The sequence below is a fragment of the Providencia sp. wls1916 genome, assembly GCF_009706585.1.
Lineage (GTDB): Bacteria > Pseudomonadota > Gammaproteobacteria > Enterobacterales > Enterobacteriaceae > Providencia > Providencia lanzhouensis.
This window is the reverse complement of sequence record NZ_WLUL01000012.1, coordinates 36,051-55,175: the sequence shown is the minus strand read 5'-3', so window position 1 is coordinate 55,175 and position 19,125 is coordinate 36,051. Positions and strand designations below refer to the sequence as shown.

At 45.0% G+C, this 19,125-nt stretch carries 16 protein-coding genes and 2 rRNA genes; 7 read left to right on the top strand and 11 right to left on the bottom strand.

Annotation, left to right across the window (positions count from 1 at the left end; all coding sequences use genetic code 11):
* Positions 1-21: 21 nt before the first annotated feature.
* The 3 genes from GKR61_RS08120 to GKR61_RS08110 all read left to right on the top strand — a co-directional run bounded on the left by GKR61_RS08120 (position 22) and on the right by GKR61_RS08110 (position 4,001).
* Positions 22-2,927: ribosomal RNA gene (locus GKR61_RS08120) — 23S ribosomal RNA — on the top strand.
* Between the two features lie 142 nt (positions 2,928-3,069).
* Positions 3,070-3,185, top strand: a 5S ribosomal RNA gene (gene rrf / locus GKR61_RS08115).
* 387 nt (positions 3,186-3,572) lie between these two features.
* Positions 3,573-4,001, top strand: coding sequence for a hypothetical protein (locus tag GKR61_RS08110; protein WP_036950136.1), 429 nt, complete (start codon positions 3,573-3,575; stop codon positions 3,999-4,001).
* Positions 4,002-4,058: 57 nt separating this feature from the next.
* Here the strand turns inward: GKR61_RS08110 and actP are convergent, their stop codons facing one another.
* The 3 genes from actP to acs all read right to left on the bottom strand — a co-directional run bounded on the left by actP (position 4,059) and on the right by acs (position 8,176).
* On the bottom strand, positions 4,059-5,708 hold the full coding sequence (actP, locus tag GKR61_RS08105; protein ID WP_036950135.1) for a cation/acetate symporter ActP: 1,650 nt from the start codon (positions 5,706-5,708) through the stop codon (positions 4,059-4,061).
* Complete coding sequence (locus GKR61_RS08100; protein WP_006663518.1) at positions 5,705-6,016, bottom strand: DUF485 domain-containing protein; 312 nt, start codon at positions 6,014-6,016, stop codon at positions 5,705-5,707. Before GKR61_RS08100 ends, actP begins: the two co-directional genes overlap by 4 nt.
* 204 nt (positions 6,017-6,220) lie before the next feature.
* The gene (gene acs, locus GKR61_RS08095) at positions 6,221-8,176 is read right to left on the bottom strand and encodes an acetate--CoA ligase (protein WP_036950132.1); all 1,956 of its coding nucleotides are present in this window, start codon (positions 8,174-8,176) and stop codon (positions 6,221-6,223) included.
* A 397-nt stretch (positions 8,177-8,573) separates the two neighbouring features.
* Here acs and sodA point away from each other — a divergent pair, with 397 nt between their 5' ends.
* From sodA to GKR61_RS08080, 3 genes are all read left to right on the top strand, one after another.
* A complete protein-coding gene (gene sodA, locus GKR61_RS08090) occupies positions 8,574-9,200 on the top strand; it encodes a superoxide dismutase [Mn] (protein ID WP_036950130.1) in 627 nt (208 codons plus the stop codon).
* A 142-nt stretch (positions 9,201-9,342) separates the two neighbouring features.
* Positions 9,343-10,023: a 6-hydroxyaminopurine reductase gene (gene yiiM, locus GKR61_RS08085; protein WP_272537411.1), complete on the top strand. Its 681-nt coding sequence runs from the start codon at positions 9,343-9,345 to the stop codon at positions 10,021-10,023.
* Positions 10,024-10,059: 36 nt separating this feature from the next.
* Complete coding sequence (locus GKR61_RS08080) at positions 10,060-10,965, top strand: LysR substrate-binding domain-containing protein (protein ID WP_154639718.1); 906 nt, start codon at positions 10,060-10,062, stop codon at positions 10,963-10,965.
* A 32-nt stretch (positions 10,966-10,997) separates the two neighbouring features.
* Here GKR61_RS08080 and GKR61_RS08075 read toward each other — a convergent pair whose 3' ends face one another.
* Positions 10,998-11,876, bottom strand: coding sequence for a pirin family protein (locus GKR61_RS08075; RefSeq protein WP_154639717.1), 879 nt, complete (start codon positions 11,874-11,876; stop codon positions 10,998-11,000).
* Positions 11,877-12,172: 296 nt separating this feature from the next.
* On the opposite strand from GKR61_RS08075, the gene GKR61_RS08070 reads away from it, so the two are divergent.
* The gene (locus GKR61_RS08070) at positions 12,173-12,718 is read left to right on the top strand and encodes a toxin-antitoxin system YwqK family antitoxin (protein ID WP_036950123.1); all 546 of its coding nucleotides are present in this window, start codon (positions 12,173-12,175) and stop codon (positions 12,716-12,718) included.
* A gap of 78 nt (positions 12,719-12,796) precedes the next feature.
* Here GKR61_RS08070 and trpS read toward each other — a convergent pair whose 3' ends face one another.
* The 7 genes from trpS to aroK all read right to left on the bottom strand — a co-directional run bounded on the left by trpS (position 12,797) and on the right by aroK (position 19,099).
* Positions 12,797-13,840, bottom strand: a complete 1,044-nt coding sequence (gene trpS, locus GKR61_RS08065; protein WP_108479680.1) for a tryptophan--tRNA ligase — start codon at positions 13,838-13,840, stop codon at positions 12,797-12,799.
* 80 nt (positions 13,841-13,920) lie between these two features.
* Positions 13,921-14,607 carry a phosphoglycolate phosphatase gene (locus tag GKR61_RS08060; protein WP_036950119.1) on the bottom strand — a complete coding sequence of 229 codons (687 nt, stop codon included), beginning with the start codon at positions 14,605-14,607 and terminating at the stop codon, positions 13,921-13,923.
* Complete coding sequence (rpe, locus tag GKR61_RS08055; protein ID WP_154639716.1) at positions 14,604-15,278, bottom strand: ribulose-phosphate 3-epimerase; 675 nt, start codon at positions 15,276-15,278, stop codon at positions 14,604-14,606. The genes GKR61_RS08060 and rpe overlap by 4 nt, the downstream gene beginning before the upstream one ends.
* Before the next feature lie 36 nt (positions 15,279-15,314).
* The gene (dam, locus tag GKR61_RS08050) at positions 15,315-16,151 is read right to left on the bottom strand and encodes an adenine-specific DNA-methyltransferase (RefSeq protein ID WP_108479678.1); all 837 of its coding nucleotides are present in this window, start codon (positions 16,149-16,151) and stop codon (positions 15,315-15,317) included.
* An 83-nt stretch (positions 16,152-16,234) separates the two neighbouring features.
* The gene (locus GKR61_RS08045; RefSeq protein ID WP_036950113.1) at positions 16,235-17,164 is read right to left on the bottom strand and encodes an SPOR domain-containing protein; all 930 of its coding nucleotides are present in this window, start codon (positions 17,162-17,164) and stop codon (positions 16,235-16,237) included.
* A gap of 284 nt (positions 17,165-17,448) precedes the next feature.
* Entirely contained in the window at positions 17,449-18,537 is a 1,089-nt protein-coding gene (gene aroB, locus GKR61_RS08040; RefSeq protein ID WP_036950111.1) for a 3-dehydroquinate synthase, read from the bottom strand.
* A gap of 40 nt (positions 18,538-18,577) precedes the next feature.
* Positions 18,578-19,099 (bottom strand): shikimate kinase AroK, encoded by a 522-nt coding sequence (gene aroK, locus GKR61_RS08035; protein ID WP_036950109.1) that lies wholly within the window; start codon positions 19,097-19,099, stop codon positions 18,578-18,580.
* Between the last annotated feature and the right edge of the window lie 26 nt (positions 19,100-19,125).

Genomic DNA, 19,125 nt, shown 5'->3' with positions numbered 1-19,125 from the left:
AAAGACACCTTCGGGTTGTGAGGTTAAGCGACTAAGCGTACACGGTGGATGCCTAGGCAATCAGAGGCGATGAAGGACGTGCTAATCTGCGATAAGCGTCGGTAAGGTGATATGAACCGTTACAACCGACGATTTCCGAATGGGGAAACCCAGTGCAATTCGTTGCACTATCGTTTGATGAATACATAGTCAAACGAAGCGAACCGAGGGAACTGAAACATCTCAGTACCTCGAGGAAAAGAAATCAACCGAGATTCCCCTAGTAGCGGCGAGCGAACGGGGAGCAGCCCAGAGTCTTAATCAGCATTAGCATCAGGAGAACGGTCTGGAAAGGCCGGCAGTAAAGGGTGATAGCCCCGTATCCGAAGGTGTTAGTGTTGTGAACTCGACGAGTAGGGCGGGACACGTGTTATCCTGTCTGAATATGGGGGGACCATCCTCCAAGGCTAAATACTCCTGATTGACCGATAGTGAACCAGTACCGTGAGGGAAAGGCGAAAAGAACCCCGGCGAGGGGAGTGAAATAGAACCTGAAACCGTGTACGTACAAGCAGTGGGAGCACCCTTGTGGTGTGACTGCGTACCTTTTGTATAATGGGTCAGCGACTTATATTCTGTAGCAAGGTTAACCGTATAGGGGAGCCGTAGGGAAACCGAGTCTTAACTGGGCGAATGAGTTGCAGGGTATAGACCCGAAACCCGGTGATCTAGCCATGGGCAGGTTGAAGGTTGGGTAACACTAACTGGAGGACCGAACCGACTAATGTTGAAAAATTAGCGGATGACTTGTGGCTGGGGGTGAAAGGCCAATCAAACCGGGAGATAGCTGGTTCTCCCCGAAAGCTATTTAGGTAGCGCCTCGTGAACTCATCTTCGGGGGTAGAGCACTGTTTCGACTAGGGGGTCATCCCGACTTACCAACTCGATGCAAACTACGAATACCGAAGAATGTTATCACGGGAGACACACGGCGGGTGCTAACGTTCGTCGTGAAGAGGGAAACAACCCAGACCGCCAGCTAAGGTCCCAAAGTCATAGTTAAGTGGGAAACGAAGTGGGAAGGCTCAGACAGCCAGGATGTTGGCTTAGAAGCAGCCATCATTTAAAGAAAGCGTAATAGCTCACTGGTCGAGTCGGCCTGCGCGGAAGATGTAACGGGGCTAAACTATGCACCGAAGCTGCGGCAGCGATATGTAAATATTGTTGGGTAGGGGAGCGTTCTGTAAGCCTGTGAAGGTGTACTGTGAGGTATGCTGGAGGTATCAGAAGTGCGAATGCTGACATAAGTAACGATAATGCGGGTGAAAAACCCGCACGCCGGAAGACCAAGGGTTCCTGTCCAACGTTAATCGGGGCAGGGTGAGTCGACCCCTAAGGCGAGGCAGAAATGCGTAGTCGATGGGAAACGGGTTAATATTCCCGTACTGGTGATAATTGCGATGGGGGGACGGAGAAGGTTAGGCTGGCCGGGCGACGGTTGTCCCGGTTTAAGGATGTAGGCAGGTGAATTAGGCAAATCCGGTTCACTATATGCTGAGGTCTGATGACGAGTCACTACGGTGGCGAAGTAGCTTATACCCCGCTTCCAGGAAAAGCCTCTAAGCTCTAGATTATCATTAATCGTACCCCAAACCGACACAGGTGGTCAGGTAGAGAATACTCAGGCGCTTGAGAGAACTCGGGTGAAGGAACTAGGCAAAATGGTGCCGTAACTTCGGGAGAAGGCACGCTGGCATTAGGTGAAGTGATTTACTCATGGAGCTGAAGCCAGTCGCAGATACCAGCTGGCTGCAACTGTTTATTAAAAACACAGCACTGTGCAAACACGAAAGTGGACGTATACGGTGTGACGCCTGCCCGGTGCTGGAAGGTTAATTGATGGGGTTATCCGTAAGGAGAAGCTCTTGATCGAAGCCCCAGTAAACGGCGGCCGTAACTATAACGGTCCTAAGGTAGCGAAATTCCTTGTCGGGTAAGTTCCGACCTGCACGAATGGCGTAATGATGGCCAGGCTGTCTCCACCCGAGACTCAGTGAAATTGAACTCGCTGTGAAGATGCAGTGTACCCGCGGCAAGACGGAAAGACCCCGTGAACCTTTACTATAGCTTGACACTGAACATTGAGCCTTGATGTGTAGGATAGGTGGGAGGCTTTGAAGCGTGGACGCCAGTCTGCGTGGAGCCAACCTTGAAATACCACCCTTTAATGTTTGATGTTCTAACGTAGCCCCGTAATCCGGGGTGCGGACAGTGTCTGGTGGGTAGTTTGACTGGGGCGGTCTCCTCCCAAAGAGTAACGGAGGAGCACGAAGGTTGGCTAAGCATGGTCGGACATCATGCGGTTAGTGCAAAGGCATAAGCCAGCTTGACTGCGAGAGTGACGGCTCGAGCAGGTACGAAAGTAGGTCTTAGTGATCCGGTGGTTCTGTATGGAAGGGCCATCGCTCAACGGATAAAAGGTACTCCGGGGATAACAGGCTGATACCGCCCAAGAGTTCATATCGACGGCGGTGTTTGGCACCTCGATGTCGGCTCATCACATCCTGGGGCTGAAGTAGGTCCCAAGGGTACGGCTGTTCGCCGTTTAAAGTGGTACGCGAGCTGGGTTTAGAACGTCGTGAGACAGTTCGGTCCCTATCTGCCGTGGGCGTTGGAAGATTGAAAGGGGCTGCTCCTAGTACGAGAGGACCGGAGTGGACGCACCACTGGTGTTCGGGTTGTCATGCCAATGGCATTGCCCGGTAGCTAAGTGCGGAAGAGATAACCGCTGAAAGCATCTAAGCGGGAAACTTGCCTTGAGATGAGTCTTCCCTGACTCTTTAAGGGTCCTAAAGGAACGTTTAAGACTAAGACGTTGATAGGTTGGGTGTGTAAGCGTAGCGATACGTTGAGCTAACCAATACTAATGAACCGTGAGGCTTAACCTGACAACACCGAAGGTGTTTTCGAGATGAGAGATTAAGTTGATTTTCAAAGCAAGTGAGAAGCCGAAAGGTGAAGGACACACAGCTTGTTCAAGATTGAAGTTCTGGTTTAAGAGAAAACTTAGACGGGAATAAACAGAATTTGTCTGGCGGCAATAGCGCGGTGGTCCCACCTGACCCCATGCCGAACTCAGTAGTGAAACGCCGTAGCGCCGATGGTAGTGTGGGGTCTCCCCATGTGAGAGTAGGGAACTGCCAGACATTAAATTAGCCGAGAAGCCACCCATTGGGTGGCTTTTTTGCGTTTGGGGGAAATGAATAATTGGTAATACATTGGCTTATTGTGACCCTAGTTATAAAAACTCTGTTATAAAAACCATTATTTTCACAATTGATTAAAATTAATAATCGCTCATCGAAATTAATTGATTATCATTTAAGCATCTAACACATTATTCTTTCTCTATTTTTTACACAGAATTCCCCCTCAATTACTCTAATGTAAAATATAATAGGTAAGTATTGTTAAATTGATGTTTAATTCCATTATTCATATACTATTAAAAATGGTTATTTTTAATCAATTAAGATGTTGAATTGTTAAATTTAGCGGAAAGAAGATGAGCATTCATCAAATAGGTGGGTTATATGAATAAAATGAAAAGCAGCAATAGCCAGATTTTTGAGCAGATTATTTCTGTGAATAAACAGCAAGAGAATGAATTTAACAATGGACAAGATGGCGCCATTATCCTTTCACTGTTAGTTATGTTTTTTATACCCTTCTCTTTACTCGTGATGGTGAAAAATCACCTTGGGTTAGAGAACAATGCTATGGCAATTGTTTCAGTGGTTGTTCTTAGTATTGGAATTGCCGCTGGTTTATATAAAAGCTTTAGAATAGGGGCTAAGTTTGTCGATAAACGCCCTATGTTGGAGCAATTGCTTTCGCGTTATACACCTAAAGATAAAGCGGAGTATCAAAAGTTACTCGTTGAAAAGCAAAGTAACCCTCAAGGCTTTTATGCTTTAGTAGAAGATTGGTTAGCAATAGAAAAACGCGCTTACGCCAATTAAGTCTAAGCATTAAAAAAGCGACTCATTTGAGTCGCTTTTTTGTTTCTATCGATGAATTTAGTGAGATTTGCCTTGCTCAATACCTAAGCCAATTTGTGAGCGTACAAACTGCTCTTTAAAGCGGGCTCTTTCCATTTTACCTCTCTCTGAATTATCGGTGACTGAGAATAGCCAAGATGCCGTAAACGCGACAATCAAGGAGAAGAATGCTGGGTATTCATAAGGGTAAATCGGTTTTTCATGATGCAGAATAGTCACCCAGATTGTTGGGCCTAAAATCATCAGAACAACCGCTGTAATCAGGCCTAACCAACCACCCGCAAGAGCACCTCGCGTGGTTAACTTGCTCCAATACATTGATAGTAGGATGATTGGGAAGTTACAGCTTGCCGCAATAGAGAAGGCTAAGCCCACCATGAAGGCGATATTTTGTTTCTCGAACAAAATTCCTAAACCAATTGCTACGAAGCCAAGGATCACCACGGTAATTTTTGATACGCGCAATTCATCGCGTTCATCGGCTTTACCATTTTTAATCGCCATCGCATACAGGTCGTGGGAAACCGCAGACGCACCCGCCAACGTTAAACCAGCAACAACCGCGAGAATGGTGGCGAAAGCAACCGCAGAGATAAACCCAAGGAAGAAGTTTCCACCTACAGCATCGGCGAGGTGTACCGCTGCCATGTTGGTACCACCGATTAAGGCGCCAGCTGCATCTTTAAAGTCAGGGTTTGAGCTAACCAGAACGATAGCTCCAAAACCGATGATAAATGTCAGAATGTAGAAGTAACCGATAAATCCAGTCGCGTAGAACACGCTCTTACGGGCTTCTTTTGCATCGCTAACGGTGAAGAAGCGCATAATGATGTGAGGTAAACCTGCTGTACCAAACATCAAGGCCAATCCAAGAGACAAGGCGGATATTGGGTCGGAAACCAGTCCTCCGGGGCTCATAATGGCGATACCATTTTTATGTACTTCAACGGCTTCTTTAAATAACGTATTGAAGTTGAAGCCGACATGTTTCATGACCATAACAGCCATAAAGGTTGCGCCTGCGAGTAACAAAATGGCTTTGATGATCTGTACCCATGTGGTTGCGAGCATCCCACCGAATAGGACATACAGCACCATCAATATCCCAACAATCACGACAGCAATATGATAGTTAAGCCCAAATAACAGCTCTATCAGCTTTCCTGCCCCAACCATCTGAGCGATTAGGTACAGTGCCACAACCACTAAGGAGCCCATTGCAGACAGAATGCGGATAGGTCTTTGTTGTAATCGATATGACGCGACATCCGCGAAAGTATAGCGACCTAAATTTCGTAAGCGCTCGGCAATTAAGAACAGAATAATTGGCCAGCCAATTAAGAAGCCGATGGAATAGATAAGCCCATCGTATCCCGAAGTATAAACTAGAGCCGAGATCCCTAAGAATGAAGCTGCGGACATAAAGTCACCCGCAATTGCCATTCCATTTTGGAAACCCGTAATTTTTCCGCCGGCAGTATAGTAATCAGAGCGAGAGCGAGTTCTTTTTGAAGCCCAGTAAGTGATATAAAGCGTAAAACCCACAAACAGCAAGAACATCACAATGGCTTGAATATTGACAGGTTGACGCTCAACATCGCCTGTCAGGGCATCAGCGAACGCCATTGACGAGGTAAAAAACAGAATAAGTGAGAGCAAGACTTTCATTTTTCTACCTCTTTTAAGATTTCGGCGGTTAAGCGGTCAAATTCACTGTTAGCACGGATGACATATAAACCCGTTAAGATAAACGAGATCACAATCAGCCCAACGCCTACAGGAATACCGCGGGTGATATAGGAACCTTCAGTTATTGGGGTTCCTAGCCAGCTTGGATCAAACGCGATAAGAAAGATAAAACCAACATACAGAACTAACGTTATTGCAGATAACAACCATGAAAAGCGACTACGTTTTCTCACTAATTCTTGAAAGAGAGGGTTCGCCTCGACCTTTTCGTAAGCAGTAGCATTCATCAGAGTTCTCCTCTGTTATTGTATTATTGGCATACTCTGATAGCTCAAAGGCGGATTTTAGGGCGACACATGGCTACCCAAGGAATTAACTGGGTATTCGGTCAGACTCTATTTTCTGCTGATTGAGTGATGCTGAGTATTGATTTTAGGTCGCCCGAAGGCGACCTGTAGTGCCATGAGCTATCTACACAACTATTTATATAGCTACGAGATACTCATTGACTGTTTTTCTTCGAGCAGTTTTTCGACAACACCTGGATCTGCCAGTGTGGAAGTATCTCCAAAATTACTGGTATCACCTGATGCAATTTTTCGTAGGATACGGCGCATAATCTTACCGGAACGCGTTTTCGGTAAAGAATCTGTCCAATGCAAAACGTCTGGCGTGGCAATCGGACCAATTTCTTTACGAACCCAATTACGCACTTCAGTGTACAACTCTGGGGATGGTTCTTCGCCAGAAATCAACGTGACATAGGCATAGATTGCCTGCCCTTTGATGCTATGAGGAATACCCACGACAGCAGCTTCAGCAACCTTCGGATGTGAAACGAGGGCAGATTCAATTTCTGCTGTCCCTAAACGGTGACCTGAAATATTCAGGACGTCATCAACACGACCTGTGATCCAGTAATAGCCATCTTCATCACGACGCGCACCATCACCACTAAAGTACATTCCTTTAAAGGTGGAGAAATAGGTTTGTTCGAAACGTTCATGGTCTCCAAACAGGGTACGAGCTTGACCCGGCCAAGAATCCACAATGACTAAGTTACCTTCCGTTGAGCCATCGAGCGGCTCACCAAGGTTATCAACCAATGCAGGGCGAACGCCAAAGAATGGCAGTGTTGCTGAACCTGGTTTTAACATCGTTGCACCCGGCAGTGGTGTGATCATGAAACCACCGGTTTCCGTTTGCCACCATGTATCAACCACTGGGCAGCGGCTGTTCCCCATTTTCTTGTAGAACCATTCCCACGCTTCTGGGTTGATTGGCTCACCGACCGATCCCAAAATACGTAGAGAATCGCGCTGGGTACCTTCAATCGCTTTATCACCTTCCGCCATCAGTGCACGAATAGCAGTTGGTGCGGTATATAGGATATTGACTTGGTGCTTATCAACGACTTGAGCCATGCGGTTAACCGCTGGATAATTTGGCACACCTTCGAACATTAAGGTTTTTGCACCATTAGATAACGGTCCATAAAGCAGATAGCTATGACCCGTTACCCAGCCCACATCCGCCGTACACCAGTAGACTTCATTTTCATGATAATCAAAGGTGTATTTGAATGTCAGCGTTGCATAAACCAGATAACCGCCCGTGGTGTGGAGAACCCCTTTAGGTTTACCTGTGGAGCCGGAAGTGTAGAGAATAAACAGCGGATCTTCTGCATTAATCTCTTCCGGTGGGCAATCTGCGCTTACGCCTTGGATAACGTCGTGCCACCAAAGGTCACGGCCTTCAACCCAGCTTGGTGCATTACCTGTACGGCGGTAAACAATCACATTCGCGACGGTAGTGACTTGTGGGTTTTGCAGTGCATCGTCCACGTTCTTTTTCAGTGGAATAGCGCGACCTGCACGCAAGCCTTCATCAGAGGTGATGATAAGCTTAGCTTTACAGTCAATAACGCGCCCAGAGACTGCCTCAGGGGAGAATCCCGCAAAGATGACGGTATGGATAGCACCGATACGCGCACATGCCAGCATCGCGACAGCGGCTTCAACCACCATTGGCATATAGATAGCGACGACATCCCCTTTGCGGATGCCTTGCTTCTTAAGAACGTTTGCGAACTGGCACACATCATGGTGCAGCTCACGGTAAGTGATATTTTTTGATTGGTTAGGGTCATCACCTTCCCAGATGATAGCGGTTTGGTCGCCACGAGTGGCTAGGTGACGGTCTAAACAGTTAGCGCTCAGGTTTAAGGTGCCATCTTCGAACCAGCGGATATTGACATGCCCTGGATCGAATGAGGTGTTCTTAACGCGAGTGTAAGGTTTAATCCAATCAACGATTTTCCCTTTTTCGCCCCAAAATCCTTCGGGGTCTTGAATCGAGCGTTGGTACTCATCGTTATACTGTTGTTCGTTTATCAGGGCATTTTTAGCAATATTAGCAGGAACGGGATGTTTAGTTATTTGTGTCATATTATTATCTCCTTGCAGATGTTAATAGTATGTCAAAAAACAGTTAACTGAAGTATGGATGGTTACTTTGTTTTTCTTTTGAGCGGAAGATCACGTATTAATAGTAATGGGATTTGCAGTATGATCATTTGATGCTAAATCCATGATTGAAATAAAAATTCAAAAATATAACTAACATTAGAATTAAAGAAAAACAAAGGCGAATTATAGTGGTATTAGTTACTGAATAATCTATTGATGATAGTTGTTGGAAAAATCCACAGAATTCACATGGATATGATAATCATTTTCATTAACACTAAAATAACTATAATGGGTGCGTGGTTAAAAACACGCAGTTACTGAAATCCTAATTCAGTCTGTGAGGTAGAAAGATAAGTCACTGGAGACAAACAATATGAGTTATACATTACCTGCTTTACCTTATGCTTACGATGCGCTGGAACCTCATTTTGATAAACAAACCATGGAAATCCATCACACCAAGCACCACCAAACTTACGTGAATAACACCAATACCGCCTTAGAAAAACTGCCTGAATTGGCGGGTTTGGATATTGATGTGTTAATCCAAAAATTAGACCAAATCCCCGCAGATCAACGTACTTTTGTACGTAATAACGCGGGCGGCCACTCAAACCATAGCCTGTTCTGGAAAGGGTTAAAATTAGGTACTGACCTGCAAGGCGAACTGAAAGCCGCTATTGAGCGTGACTTTGGTAGCGTTGATGCCTTTAAAGATCTGTTCGAAAAAGCCGCAGCTTCCCGTTTTGGTTCTGGCTGGGCGTGGCTGGTATTAAAAGCCGATGGCAAACTGGCTGTGGTTTCTACTGCAAACCAAGACAGCCCATTAATGGGTGAAGCAATTTCCGGCGCTTCAGGTTACCCAATCCTTGGTTTAGATGTTTGGGAGCACGCTTACTACCTGAAATATCAAAACCGTCGCCCTGACTACATCAAAGCTTTCTGGTCAGTTGTGAACTGGGATGAAGCAGCAAAACGCTTCGCAGAAAAAACCAAGTAATTTTTTTGCTAACTGATTTTTTTAATAAGCGCGGTTCTTAGGAGTCGCGTTTTTTGTTTTTACCGTCGGTATAACGTTGTTATCTCTACGGTCATTCTTTATGATGAAAACTCTTTCTGGCTGGGTTATCGGGAGCAAAACGGTGAAAATACATCCTCAAGTTTTTATTGGTACCATTCAAAGCACTGCCCATTGTGGAGTTAGCGCTATTCATAAGCGAGCAGTGGATGGGGTATTAACTTTAAACAGCTTAGGCATTGAAGGGGATGAACAAGCAGAAACGCGTTTTCACGGTGGGCCTGATAGAGCGTTATGTCATTACCCGCAAGAACATTATGAATTTTGGCGACAACGATACCCGCAATTAGAGGATTTATTCCTTCCTTCCGCTTTTGGTGAAAACCTGTCAACTCAAGGAATGACCGAAGAAAACGTTTTTATCGGTGATATTTATGCTTGGGGTGACGCACGTATTCAAGTCACTCAACCGCGTTCCCCTTGTTATAAACTCAATGGGTTAACGGGAGTGGAAAATTTTGCTCAAGTCATGCAGGACGAAGGTCGCTGTGGTTGGTTATATCGAGTCATTAAAGGCGGTAGTGTCGGTATGGATACCCCACTTAAACTCTTGAGCCGTAATAGTGATGTCTCTATGCAAGAAGCGATTATGATAGCTTTCCATGCACCGTATGATGAAGAGTTGTATCGTCGATTATTGTCTGCGGCGGGGCTATCGGCGAGTTGGAGCCTGACGATGCAAAATCGGTTAGAGCATCATAAAATTGAAGAGTTTAGCCACCGTTTATTTGGTCGACGCGGCTGATGGTTTATCACTGTCATTAGGATTGAGGAAAACAGCATGCAGTACGATTTAAATGACCTCTATTATTTCGTTAAAGTCGTTGAATATGGTGGTTTTTCTCAAGCAGGTGCGGCGCTTGGGATCCCAAAATCAAAACTCAGTCGTCGTATTGCCGACTTAGAGCAAAAACTAAATGTCTCACTGATTTATCGATCAACACGGCAATTTCATGTCACTGATATTGGACAAGTTTTTTATCTGCAATGTAAGAATGTCGTGGAAGAAGCGGATATCGCCCATGAACTGATTTGCTCAGTACAAACACATCCCAAAGGTACTATTAAGCTCTCTTGCCCCGTTACTTTATTACAAGTCTATTTGCAGGATTTACTGATTGATTTTATGGAAAAATACCCTGATATAGATGTGCAAATTCTGGCAGTTAACCGCCCCGTCGATGTGATCAGTGAAGGGTTGGATTTGGCATTACGCGTACGTTCATTACCCCTGGATGATTCTGGAATGATGATGAAAGTGTTGGGGTATTCTCGGCGGATATTAGTTGCAAATCCAAGCGTATTCCGTGAAAAAGGGGAACCATCAACCCCTGAACAGCTGGTGGATTACCCAGTTCTTGCCAATACGGAGCATTCACAGCGTTACACTCTATCTTTAAAAAACAGTGATGAGCTGAGTGTAACTGTGCATGTCACTCCCAAGCTAGCCACCACCGATATTTTAACGTTATACCGTGCTGCGGTAAGAGGGCTGGGGATCGCCCGTATACCCCGAGGTGTGGTTGAAAATGAGTTAAAAAGTGGTGAATTGGTGGAAGTGTTGCCAGATTGGCAATTTCCAGAAGATATCATTCATGCTGTGTACCCTTCCCGTAAAGGGTTGTTACCCGCAGTTCAGTTATTTCTAACTTATTTGGCTGAGAATATGGTGGCTGGGAAAAAATAAAGTCCCCTGAAAAAATTCAGAGGACTTTATGGTTATCTGGCATTCGCGATCCGACCAAATTTACCGCTATTAAAATCATTCACGGCTTCGTTGATTTCCTGGCTCGTATTCATCACAAATGGGCCATATCCCACCACTGGCTCATCGATAGGATCACCGCTAAGCAGCAGTACTAAAGCCTCATCGGTGGTGGCTTCTAACAGCACATTGCTATCAGTAGCATCGAGGATCATCAACTCACCTTCATTCAATGCAGTATGACCATCCACAAATAGGCTGCCTTTCAACATCACCAGTCCAACATTGCGACCAGTTTTGGTTGGCAATCCCACGACTTTCCCTTTATTCAGACGCAGATCCCAGACATCAAGGGCGGTAAATGTGCGTGCGGCGCCTGTGTTGCCTAGATAGTCGCCTGCAATGACCCGTAATGTGCCCGCTTCATTCGGTAAGTTAATGGTCGGGATAGCATCGCGAGTCAGCAATTGGTAACCCGGTGCAGCCAGCTTATCTTTAGCGGGTAAGTTGACCCACAACTGCACCATATCCAAAGTACCGCCATTTTTCATAAAGTTATCAGACTGATATTCTTGATGAAGTATTCCTGATGCCGCTGTCATCCACTGCACATCACCCGGTCCGATAACCCCACCTTCTCCCGTAGAGTCGTGGTGAGCCACTTCGCCGTCATACACGATGGTGACGGTTTCAAAGCCTTTATGTGGATGCTCGCCAACACCACGATTATCCCCTTCAGATGCTGGGAATGGGTGCGGACCCGCTCTGTCCAACAGTAAGAATGGGTTCAGGTATTTCCCGTGGTTGCTATAACTAAACATGGAGCGAACAGGGAAACCATCACCAACCCAGTGGCTACGTAGGGATTGATAAATACCAATAATCTTTTTCATGGTGAGACTCCAAACTGGTTTTATAAACTGATCAGTGTTATGAACTAATCATTTCGATGAACCAATAATAGAAGAGCCAAAGCAGGGTGAGTAGAGGCAAAAATAGGTTTGATTGTTCTATAAATAGAACAATGTAGTCATGGATGAGTGAGTTAAATGTCGGTTTCTAGTATGCTTCGGGTTAGCAAAAATCGGAGCGTTCCTCTTCATTTATTCATCTTAAACATGAACGATCAAGAATACTAAATAGGTATGATGTCTCCGAGTAAACCTGTGATTCCGATAAAAGGATTGTTATGAAAACAACTAATATCGCCATGGCATTTTCTGTTGCCTTCATGTTGTCTGGCTGCCTTTCTCAGCCAGCGCCTCAGTATGACAACAATGGTATACAGTTAGAAGAGTTTAAAGAGCTAGAAAGCTTGAGAATGCCAGAGCTGGATATTCCTGAAGGGGCGCCGGACGGGGACTATATTGAACGTTATGGAAATGGTGCCATTCAGTTTAAATCGTGGGTGAAAAACAACTGCTTAGATAAAAGCATTACGGTTTATTATAAAAATGGTCAGCCAAAAATGTTTATTCCTATAAAAAATTGCAAAGTGGATGGTGTCATTAAGTCTTACCATCCTAATGGAAATTTAGATACCGAGATGGGATATAGCAATGACCGACTCAACGGCGATTATAAATCCTATTACGACACGCCAAAGAATAATCTGCATCTTAAAACGAGTTTTGTTAATGGGGTTGCGGAAGGTGTTCTTGAAGAGCGCGGACAGGATGGCGAGCTATTAAAGCAGGGTCTGATTAAAGACGGTAAGTTATATACCGCGAAGTAAGTGGATTACAGATAAAATAAAAGCCAATTAACTGTGAGAAAGTTAATTGGCTTTTTGCTATTGAATAGCGATGTAAGATTAAAGCTGTGGGCGTTTTACAAAGCCGATTGCATCGTAAACCTTGTCTAAGGTTTCTTGAGCGCGAGCCGCTGCTTTGGTCGCGCCTTCATCCATAATTTGGTTTAGCAGCGCTTCATTATTGCGGAACTCATGGTAACGAGCTTGTAAGTTAGTCAGCATGTCGGAAACTGCTTCCGCGACCACACCTTTCAGATGACCGTACATTTTGCCTTCAAACTCGGCTTCCAGCATTTTCACGCTTTTGCCTGTCACGCCAGCAAGAATATCTAGCAGGTTAGAAACACCCGCTTTGTTTTCAACATCGTAGCAAATACGTGGTGGCTCTTCAGAGTCAGTCATGGCACGCTTGATTTTCTTCACAACGGATTTCGGATCTTCCAACAGCGCAATCACGTTATTGCGGTTGTCATCAGACTTAGACATTTTCTTGGTTGGCTCTTGTAATGCCATCACGCGAGCGCCGCCATCAGTTGGGATAAATGGCTCAGGTACGGTGAAAATATCTCCGTAAATGGCATTGAAGCGCTGAGCAATATCACGGCTCAGTTCAAGGTGCTGTTTCTGGTCAATTCCAACAGGAACTTGGTTAGTTTGGTAAACCAGAATATCGGCAGCCATCAGAACTGGGTAGTCAAACAGACCGGCGTTGATGTTTTCTGAGTGGCGAGCAGATTTGTCTTTGAACTGGGTCATGCGGCTCAGTTCACCGAAATAGGTGTAGCAGTTTAGTGCCCAGCTCAGTTGTGCATGTTGTGGCACATGTGACTGAACAAAAATGGTGCTTTTCTTAGGATCAATACCGCAAGCTAAGTAGAGCGCTAATGTATCAAGGGTTCTTTTACGCAGTTCAACAGGGTCTTGGCGAACGGTAATGGCGTGTTGGTCAACGATACAGTAGATGCAATCATAATCATCTTGCATTTTAACCCACTGACGTAACGCACCCATGTAGTTACCGATGGTTAATTCACCGGAAGGCTGTGCGCCGCTGAATACAATAGGTTTCTGGGTTTGTTTAGATTTCTCAGTGGGTGTGCTCATTTCTTTGTATGTCCTTGTAGTATTTTTATACCCTGTTAAGTTTCGAGCCACGCCGTTGGTGACTCGAATTATTGGGGATTTTATTTTGATAAATCAATAACGGAGAGTAGCTCAGAAAAGTGGCTTAACACGTAGTCGGGCTCGGTAATTGCGATTGATTCACCATAGTTGTAGCCGTAGGTTAACCCTACACTTGGGCAGCCTGCATTGTGGGCTGCGATAATATCATTACGGGAATCGCCGACAAAAAGCAATTCTTCTTTGCGTAAACCGAACTGACCCATTGTTAAATAGAGTGGCGCTGGGTGCGGTTTGGTTTTTACCACATCATCGCCACCAAGTACTAATGAAAAGTAGCTATCGATGCCCAGCTTTTCGAGTAATGGCGCCACAAATGGGGTTGGTTTGTTGGTTACAATCGCCATAGGCAAGTTGTGTTTCGCAATGGTTTCAAGGGTCTCTTTGACCTCAGGGAACAGCTGGCTACCGGTATTAACGGTCGTCGCATAATGTTCATCGAAGCGGATACGAGCTTGCTTTTTCAGCTCTGGCGTTACAGTCATTCCCGCCCATTCTAGCGCACGCTCTACGAGCATATCAGCGCCGTTACCTACCCAGATGGAGACACGCTCTTTGCCTGCTGGTGGTAAGTTAAGCTCTTCGAGGGTCTTGTCGATGGCGTCGGCTAAACCGCCGGCGCTGTCAACAAGGGTTCCATCCAAATCAAACGCAATCGCTTTAATACTCTCTAAAACCGCATATGTCATTGAGATACCTTTTTCAATTCTTGGTGCATTTCATCGATGACTTTTTTGTAATCTGGCTGATCAAAAATCGCGGAGCCAGCAACGAAGGTGTCTGCACCTGCTGCGGCAATTTCTGCAATGTTATTGACCTTCACGCCACCATCGACTTCTAAGCGAATATCATAACCACTTTCGTCAATCAATTTACGAACTTGGCGCAATTTGTTCAGGGTTTGTGGGATAAAAGATTGACCGCCGAATCCTGGGTTAACAGACATCAGTAGGATCATATCAACTTTATCCATCACATAATCGAGATAGCTAAGTGGGGTCGCTGGGTTAAATACCAGACCCGCAGTACAACCATTCTCTTTGATGAGTTGTAAGGTTCTATCGATGTGCTCGCTGGCTTCTGGGTGGAAACTGATGTGAGTCGCACCCGCTTTAGCGAAATCTGGAATAATGCGATCGACCGGTTTAACCATTAAGTGAACATCAATCGGGGCGGTGATACCGTAATTGCGCAGGGCTTTACAGATTGGTGCACCGAACGTGAGGTTCGGTACATAGTGGTTGTCCATCACGTCGAAATGGACAATGTCTGCGCCCGCAGCAAGAACTTTGGCGGTATCTTCGCCTAAACGTGCAAAGTCAGCAGATAAAATAGATGGGGCAATGAGAAAATCTTTCATAATTGTCTCCGATTATTCGTCGTTATCTGACAGCACCTATGATTTTTTAGATGCTCCCGCTCCCGCATATAAAGCCAAAAGCTCGTTGACTTTGGCACGGTTCAAAATATTTCTACTAATGGTGCGACGCACTTTTACGATATGTAACTGTGCTTGATAATACCACTCTCGAGTCACCGGGGTCTCATGATTTGAGATAAGAACTGGGATCTTGCGCTCAGATGACAACTTATGTGCCAAAAAAGCCAGATTCTGTTGTTCTTGCGCACTAAAGGCGTTGGTGTGATAGGCCGTAAAATTAGCGGTATCAGACAGCGGTGCATAAGGTGGATCGCAGTAGATGACTGAGCCATCCTGCGCATCGAGTAATGTTTTGCTGTAAGACTGCGTCACAAAGGTCGCTTTCTGAGCTTTTTCAGCAAACCACAGTAATTCGTCTTTCGGAAAATAGGGTTTTTTATAGCGCCCGAAAGGCACATTGAATTCACCACTTAAATTATAGCGGCATAGTCCGTTATAACAGTGGCGGTTAAGATACAAAAAGAGAATGCTACGTTTAGCTGGGTCATCTGATTGGTTAAATGCTCGGCGCATTAAATAATACTGTTCAGAGGTATTAAATTCAGGTGTGAACAGTTGCTGAGCTTCTTCGATAAAAGCATCAGAGCGATATTTAACCGTGTTGTAGAGGTTGATAAGATCGCTGTTAATATCTGCAAGTACGTACGAATCGTAGTTGGTATTTAAAAATACCGATCCTGCACCAACAAAAGGTTCTATTAAGCAATCTCCTTGTGGAAGATGTTTTTTGATCTCGTCCACAAGCGGGTATTTACCCCCAGCCCATTTTAAAAAAGCGCGTTTTTTTTTCATGCCGTCTTATTATTACAATCGTTTAAGAGCCGCCACTTGGCGGCTCTTTCAGGACAACATTATGCGCCCGGGGAAAAACGTTGTTATTTTTGATCCTGTTTAACTTGTTTCATATTACGCACCCACGGTTTTTTCGCTTGCACTGCGGCAGGTAAGGCTGCAATTGCATTTTTTGCTTCGCTCACTGAGCTGTAATTTCCGTGGATCAATACATACCAAGTTTGGCCATTACGAATGGTTTTATACACTTGATAGTTAGCAAGTTTATTCTCTTTTGCGAAAGCTTCCAGTGTATCTGAACGACTTGCGCTACTTAATTGCAATGTATAGCTTCCAGAGGGGGCTGCAACGGTACTACCACTTTGGCTTGTGCTAGTTGCTGGCTTAGTAGTTGTTTTTGGCTGAGCAGGTTGTTTTTGTTCAACAGGCTTAGTCGCTTTTGGTTGTGTTTTTTCTGGGGTGACAGGTTTAACTGTTGGCTGTTTTTCCACAGGTTTGACTTGTGGTGGTGTCAACGGTGTCACATTTTGTGGTGGCGTCGTGGTGCTTTCAGACGGCAGGTTTTGACCTTGGTTGAGAGCGTCGGCAACATCACCTGGAATTTCAATACGTTCACCAAGACCATTTTGTTGAGTCTGAGTGTCTGCTTGAGTTGGCATTGGGTTAATTTGCTGACCATTTAACTCTTGCGCTTGGCTTGTTTGCGGTTGCGTTGTGGATTGAGTATCTGAGTTGGTCAGTGATGAAGAACCTGATAAATCGATATTACGCTGATTAGCGCTATCATTTTGTAATTTCTCATGTTCTGTTGGTGCTTTTAATGCGGAACTGATTGCAATGATCAGCAGAAGCAGCACTAAAACGCCGACACCGATCATGATGTGTTGACGTGATAACGCAATTTTTGGCTTAGCTGCCGCAGCAGGACGCGCACGTCCGGTTGGTCTATCTGATGTATCAGGCCTTAAATCATTCTGTACTTGAGGCTGATTGTCTGGTTTAAATTCGTCCATTTTCCTCTCCCGAAATTAGTTCGCCTGTGTAGAGATGAAATGTCTCTTATCATTACGACCTGTTCACGACTAAGCAATTGCTTCTGCTCACTTTTAAAGAATAGATTGTTTAGCAATTTCATTCCAATTTCAATGAGATTGCGACCACCTTACTTCGTTACTCGTTATAGGTGCTAGGCGTGCGTATAATTTAACGGCTTTAGTTGATATCTGCCAGTAACATTTTAAAACCCCTGAAAATATTCAGGAGCCAATTAATGATTTTTACTTAGTTCAGTAATAATTTATGGCATACAAGCCGAAATAGCGGCAATTACTGTTGAGGCATCCACATCGGAACGCATTTCTGAACTACCGATAGTGGTTGGAAGGATAAGATGCAATTTGCCTCCCATGACTTTTTTATCTCGCATCATGTGAGGTAAATAGTCATCAGGTTGCATTTTTGCAGGACCAGTAACAGGTAGCTCGGCGCGTTTTAAAAGGGCGATGATGCGTTCTGTTTGTTCTGGGGTAAATTGGCCAATCAGCTCAGCGGTTTTAGCAGCCATGACCATACCAGTAGCAACAGCTTCTCCATGGAGCCATACACCGTAGCCCATTTCGGCTTCGATAGCATGACCAAAGGTATGCCCTAAATTTAATAGTGCACGTAGCCCGCTGGTTTCTTTTTCATCGGCGGCGACCACTTGTGCTTTCAGCTCGCAACAACGGCGAATACAGTACGCCATGGCTTGGTTATCTAATGCCATTAAGGCATCGATATTTTTTTCCAACCAGCTAAAAAATTCACCATCAAGAATGATGCCGTATTTAATGACTTCAGCCAGACCAGAAGAGAGTTCGCGCTTAGGTAAGGTCTTTAAGCAATCGAGGTCAATCACGACGGAGGCCGGTTGATAAAATGCCCCAATCATATTTTTCCCCAATGGGTGGTTAACGGCGGTTTTTCCACCAACCGAAGAGTCCACTTGGGAGAGTAATGTAGTTGGAACCTGAATAAAGCGTACGCCACGTTGATAGCTAGCTGCTGCAAATCCAGTTAAGTCACCGATTACTCCCCCACCAAGGGCGATGAGGGTCGTGTCACGGTTATGGTGCTTTTCGAGTAATGCCGTAAAAACATCATTCATGATAAATAAAGATTTATACTGTTCGCCATCAGGTAAGACGATAGAATCGACTTTGACACCTGAGGCTTCAAGAACGGCTTGGATCTTATGTAGGTAAAGTGGAGCGAGAGTTTCGTTAGTCACTATCATTGCTCGCTGACCCGCAGTTAGTGGCCAAAATGCATCCTTGCCTTGGTACAAACCAGGTGCAATATTGATTGGATAACTGCGTTCATCCAGAGTAACAGTGACTTTTTCCATCTTGCTTTACCTTGAATTCATGACTTCTGATGTATAAAAATTAGTTTTTTTCTAACATTTCAATGATTTGATTGGCAACAACTTTTGCGCTTTGCTCATCAGTATGAATTGTTATATCCGCTATCTCTTCATACATAGGATTGCGTTCATCGGCTAATTTTTCTAAAACTTCGCGAGCGGGCTCATCCACTTGTAAAAGAGGACGTTTTTTATCGCGTTGTGTGCGGGATAATTGCTTCTCAATGGTGGTTTCGAGATACACGACAACCCCACGAGCGGACAAGCGGTTACGCGTCTCTTTGGATTTAACAGAGCCACCACCTGTCGCTAAGACAATGCCTTGCTTTTCAGTGAGTTCATTGATGACTTTCTCTTCGCGATCGCGAAAGCCTTCTTCACCTTCTAGGTCGAATACCCAACCTACATCTGCGCCAGTGCGTTTTTCAATCTCGTGATCGGAGTCAAAGAACTCCATATTAAGCTGTTGAGCTAACTGACGACCAATAGTGCTTTTTCCGGCTCCCATTGGTCCAACCAGAAAGATATTGCGTTTCTCTGCCATGTTTTTTGGTATTACTACGATTATTC

Bases quoted from the DNA above. Each gene is read 5' to 3' on its own strand.
- trpS (WP_108479680.1), bottom strand. From the start codon at position 13,840: ATGAGCACACCCACTGAGAAATCTAAACAAACCCAGAAACCTATTGTA.
- GKR61_RS08100 (WP_006663518.1), bottom strand. From the start codon at position 6,016: ATGAATGCTACTGCTTACGAAAAGGTCGAGGCGAACCCTCTCTTTCAA.
- sodA (WP_036950130.1), top strand. From the start codon at position 8,574: ATGAGTTATACATTACCTGCTTTACCTTATGCTTACGATGCGCTGGAA.
- aroK (WP_036950109.1), bottom strand. From the start codon at position 19,099: ATGGCAGAGAAACGCAATATCTTTCTGGTTGGACCAATGGGAGCCGGA.
- actP (WP_036950135.1), bottom strand. From the start codon at position 5,708: ATGAAAGTCTTGCTCTCACTTATTCTGTTTTTTACCTCGTCAATGGCG.
- aroB (WP_036950111.1), bottom strand. From the start codon at position 18,537: ATGGAAAAAGTCACTGTTACTCTGGATGAACGCAGTTATCCAATCAAT.
- GKR61_RS08075 (WP_154639717.1), bottom strand. From the start codon at position 11,876: ATGAAAAAGATTATTGGTATTTATCAATCCCTACGTAGCCACTGGGTT.
- GKR61_RS08045 (WP_036950113.1), bottom strand. From the start codon at position 17,164: ATGGACGAATTTAAACCAGACAATCAGCCTCAAGTACAGAATGATTTA.
- GKR61_RS08070 (WP_036950123.1), top strand. From the start codon at position 12,173: ATGAAAACAACTAATATCGCCATGGCATTTTCTGTTGCCTTCATGTTG.
- GKR61_RS08110 (WP_036950136.1), top strand. From the start codon at position 3,573: ATGAATAAAATGAAAAGCAGCAATAGCCAGATTTTTGAGCAGATTATT.
- acs (WP_036950132.1), bottom strand. From the start codon at position 8,176: ATGACACAAATAACTAAACATCCCGTTCCTGCTAATATTGCTAAAAAT.
- GKR61_RS08060 (WP_036950119.1), bottom strand. From the start codon at position 14,607: ATGACATATGCGGTTTTAGAGAGTATTAAAGCGATTGCGTTTGATTTG.
- rpe (WP_154639716.1), bottom strand. From the start codon at position 15,278: ATGAAAGATTTTCTCATTGCCCCATCTATTTTATCTGCTGACTTTGCA.
- dam (WP_108479678.1), bottom strand. From the start codon at position 16,151: ATGAAAAAAAAACGCGCTTTTTTAAAATGGGCTGGGGGTAAATACCCG.
- GKR61_RS08080 (WP_154639718.1), top strand. From the start codon at position 10,060: ATGCAGTACGATTTAAATGACCTCTATTATTTCGTTAAAGTCGTTGAA.